Annotated in this window: 7 protein-coding genes; all 7 read right to left on the bottom strand. The window is 52.1% G+C overall.

Features of this window, described 5'->3' with window-relative positions; translation table 11 throughout:
- Positions 1-611, bottom strand: a 611-nt coding sequence (locus tag M0974_RS25745) for a zonular occludens toxin domain-containing protein (RefSeq protein WP_297843738.1), incomplete at its 3' end; no start/stop codon positions are given.
- The gene (locus M0974_RS25740; protein ID WP_297843735.1) at positions 608-910 is read right to left on the bottom strand and encodes a DUF2523 family protein; all 303 of its coding nucleotides are present in this window, start codon (positions 908-910) and stop codon (positions 608-610) included. The genes M0974_RS25745 and M0974_RS25740, both read right to left, overlap by 4 nt.
- Positions 911-912: 2 nt before the next feature.
- Positions 913-2,427, bottom strand: coding sequence for a virulence factor TspB C-terminal domain-related protein (locus tag M0974_RS25735; protein ID WP_297843731.1), 1,515 nt, complete (start codon positions 2,425-2,427; stop codon positions 913-915).
- Positions 2,428-2,471: 44 nt separating this feature from the next.
- Complete coding sequence (locus M0974_RS25730) at positions 2,472-2,669, bottom strand: major capsid protein (RefSeq protein WP_297843729.1); 198 nt, start codon at positions 2,667-2,669, stop codon at positions 2,472-2,474.
- Positions 2,662-2,907: a hypothetical protein gene (locus tag M0974_RS25725; protein ID WP_297843726.1), complete on the bottom strand. Its 246-nt coding sequence runs from the start codon at positions 2,905-2,907 to the stop codon at positions 2,662-2,664. The genes M0974_RS25730 and M0974_RS25725 overlap by 8 nt, the downstream gene beginning before the upstream one ends.
- The gene (locus M0974_RS25720) at positions 2,908-3,360 is read right to left on the bottom strand and encodes a hypothetical protein (protein WP_297843723.1); all 453 of its coding nucleotides are present in this window, start codon (positions 3,358-3,360) and stop codon (positions 2,908-2,910) included.
- The coding region (locus M0974_RS25715; RefSeq protein WP_297843721.1) for a hypothetical protein at positions 3,360-3,739 on the bottom strand (380 nt) is incomplete at its 5' end. The genes M0974_RS25720 and M0974_RS25715, both read right to left, overlap by 1 nt.

The following is a 3,739-nucleotide window of genomic DNA, read 5'->3' as shown; positions in this document are numbered from 1 at the left end:
GCCTGAAAATGCTTGAACATGAAAAAAGCAAAGACGAGAAAGCTAACAATAAAGAGCACAGCAAGAATGATCTTTGCCGGTATCCGCGTCTTAACGGTATGCACCTCAGCCGACTTATACAAACCAAACGACGACTTCGGATATGCCCACTTCGACACCACCGCCCCGGCCACGGTCTTTGCGGCCAGCGGTTCAATCTTCGCCCCTTGAAATTCATAAACCGTCGCACGTTGCAGCCCGAACTTACGAACAACATGCAAATGCCGATCAATGAGTTTGCGGGGAAACAGATCGATCAACGTCACATCTTGAGTGATAAGGAAAATATCGAATCCCTGATGCCGATGCGTCGCCAACAACTTATAAAAATCGGGATGTTTAGCACCCGGCGCCAACTTAGGAAAAACGAATTGGGCCTCATCAATAACTATCATCGAGCCCGTGGGCAAAGCCATCCACTCTTCAGCGACAAACTCAGTCCAAGGAAGCATTACACCCTTAATCCCAGAATAGAAAACGTCCCGTTTTTCCTTTTCGGCCATCGCCTTGATCAACGTCACGGCGTACAACGTCTTGCCATGCCCCGGCAACCCAGTGATACATGTAATCATTTGAACACCATCTTCTTCACCGAGCCGCCAATAGCGCGAATCGCCATGGATGCGGCAACCGCCGAAAACATCATCGACAGCGCCTTATCAAGCCAAAGAAAACCGACCAGCGCGAGCGCGTCAGCGGAAAGTCCTTGCACGCTTGAAACCGCCGCATTTTTCATCGCGAGTATAGAAACATCAACGCCCTTATAAGTAACGAAACCGATGCCAAGGGCGATCAGAACTCGACCAGCCAAACTGCCGACCGCCGTGGCCAAAGCCCCCACCAAAGCCGGAAAAAACACCGCTGCCCACATGATTAAGCCCCCTGCAAAACGGATTTAGAAACGAGCATGTACGAGGCGATAGCAGCGCACGCCAACACAACAAAACGCAAGCTGGAGATGTGATCGCAAAAAAACGCGAAGTGCACCGGCACCGACTGACCAGCAACAACAAACGACCTATCAGCCAAGCAGCTACCACCACCGAGGAAGCCCGACCCGTCCAAAGCAGTAGAGCTGAGATCGACAGAAGTACCCGTAGTAAGCGCCGAAATCTGAGACGCCAACGGATCAGCACCCGCCAAAATAGCAGCGCCGGTAGCCGTCGACGGCAAAGCTGTTGCAGCGGCAGCCGCCGCCTGATCCTTACAATCCATGTCCGCCGCAGTACGCGCAACAGAACAGGTAATGGCATCACCCGAACACGTAATCAACGCGCACTGGCCCATCACCTGGCTGTTCTGACAAACATTTAATTCAGGGTGCAAAGCACACATATCGGTAGGCTTTTGAGCATCGGAGACACCAGCACCCCCAGCCGATGCAGCAGTGGTTGAAGATGTCACAGCAACCGTTTTCGCACCACTGGGCGTGGTCGTTGTAGTCGTAGTAGTCGCAGTAGAACTACCATCAGAATTTTTAACCGTCGTCGTACTGCTAGTCACGGTATCGTTTGAAGAATCAGTCGTAGTAGTTGTAGGCGATGTAGTCGCTGACGTGGAAGAAGAATTCGGAGCAACCGTCTTACCAACACAGATGGTCATGCCAGACTGATCCTGGCCACTGGGAACCGAACCAATGGGACAAGCGCCTAGGTTAGAAGGTGGCGCTACAGTGGGCTCTTGTGCAGGATCGTTAACAACCGGCGTACTAGAAGCACACGGGGTACCCAAGCCCTTCATTGGCACAGTACAACTGATCGGGTAATACCCCTTCGCATCAGCGACAGCGGGACTACCACAGGTACCCGTGTTCGGAACAGAAGAATCAAACCCAACGGTACAACTGTTAGAACAAAACTGGGCGCTAGGAAGCCCGCCATCAGGAATAATTTTCTTGGCTATCGCTGAACCACTGCCAGGGCCAGTCGCGTAAGCGGTAATGATACTCATACTACCCAGCGAACCGACACTGCAGGCAGGAGGCGCCGCAGGACATTGACCAGTGGATGCAGAAGCAAAAACGGGCACACCACCAGAAAAACTACATACCAAGACTTGAGAAAAGCCACCAGTCAAAAACGTTCCGACCTTGGTATCTTTGACCTGACAATTACCACCAACAACAGCAACAAGCACCGTAGGATCGCCACTCGCATTGTATTGAGCAACGATAGCAGCACAAAGTGAGTCCAATGTACCGTAATAAGCCGTACTGCCATTAATTTGATAGATAGTTTGCGCAGGGCCAGCAGCAAAAGCGCTACTAGCAAACAGCAAAAACAACGATATAAATAGTTTTCTCATTATCGGAGCAATATCCAAAAAGCGCCGCACGTCGCAAAAATCACAAACAATCCAGCCATACCACCCCCGAAAAAACGTTAACAAAAAAGGGAGCCGCAGCCCCCTTCCCACAACAGGCCGACGCCGACTTAACGAATGACGCGCCGGATCCACGAAAACGAAGCGCAGACCACGACAACACCGATAATCAGACCACCAGCCGTCTGAACATCCGTCGTCGCCTGCGTGGTTGCAGCCGAAATATCGATGGAACTTGCAGCGAACGCCGACACGGACGAGGCGGCAACCGCAAAACCAACAGCAACTTTCTTCACAAATTTATTCATTTGAAATACTCCCTTGAACTACGTTAATAACGGCTTTTACGCCCCAAGCAGCCATCCACACGGTGATCAAACCAGCCGCGAAATAACCACCATCCTCAGCCGACATGAGCAAGAAACTATTGCTCAGATCAGGCCCACTTTCAACGACGTACGCACACGCCGTCAAATCTGTCTGAGTCGTGTCCACCGCGAACACCGACCCTTGCGGCAATGTCACAACTTTTGCGCACACTGCCATTTATTCATCCTCAGAGGCATCATGCCAACCGGCGTCAAAAAAATCTTCAGGCGAACTTCCATCCTCAGCCATAGAATCGAAACGAACCGACATGGCATCGCTGTACGCCTCAACATCATCCACAGAGCCGAACTCCGGGTGACGCGCATCATAGGCAGCAGCATCAGCAACCATCTCAGCCTCACTCTGGCTAAAGCTATCCCACCACTCCGGCCCCACATGAACGTCATGAAACCCCGCCGCTTCGTGATCCTCGATAGTCGGGGCTCGACGCTCAGCCTCGATATCACGAAAAACAGGGCCATGGCCAGCAACCGACGAACCACCACCGATTACAGAACGCACCCAATCAAAACTCTTCGACGCCACAATGACGCCGACCACCAAACCGCCAGCCACCTCAATAGTGGTAACAGCAGCAGAGATCAGAGGTTGAAAGGATGCGGAGAGCATTACGCGGCCTTCGGAGCCGGTGCAGGAGCTGGGGCAGGCGAAGCCTTAGCCGGATAAGGAACCATCGACGAGACCACCGCACCAACACGCTTGTTTTGATCGATCATGACCTTGAAATCGACCAGATAATCACCCGGCGTCATGGCATTGAATTCTTTCGGCAACATCAATTCACCCACGAGCGGAACAACCTCGCCGGACGCCTCGACGCTATGCACGATGCATTGGGCAAAACGCATTTCGTACGGATTACCGGACTTCTTAGCGATGCCGTCTTTGTGCGTAATATGCAGAATCTGGATACGTGATTGCATGAAAATTTCCTTTATGAACTGCCCGTGTGGCAGATGCGAATTGCCACCGAGTGACAACCGCGATT

It is taken from the genome of Pseudomonas sp. (assembly GCF_026224925.1).
Taxonomy (GTDB): domain Bacteria; phylum Pseudomonadota; class Gammaproteobacteria; order Pseudomonadales; family Pseudomonadaceae; genus Aquipseudomonas.
The sequence above is the reverse complement of the archived record's forward strand: the minus strand, read 5'-3'. Positions and strand labels throughout refer to the sequence as shown.

Bases quoted from the DNA above. Each gene is read 5' to 3' on its own strand.
- M0974_RS25740 (WP_297843735.1), bottom strand. From the start codon at position 910: ATGTGGGCAGCGGTGTTTTTTCCGGCTTTGGTGGGGGCTTTGGCCACG.
- M0974_RS25730 (WP_297843729.1), bottom strand. From the start codon at position 2,669: ATGAATAAATTTGTGAAGAAAGTTGCTGTTGGTTTTGCGGTTGCCGCC.
- M0974_RS25725 (WP_297843726.1), bottom strand. From the start codon at position 2,907: ATGGCAGTGTGCGCAAAAGTTGTGACATTGCCGCAAGGGTCGGTGTTC.
- M0974_RS25720 (WP_297843723.1), bottom strand. From the start codon at position 3,360: ATGCTCTCCGCATCCTTTCAACCTCTGATCTCTGCTGCTGTTACCACT.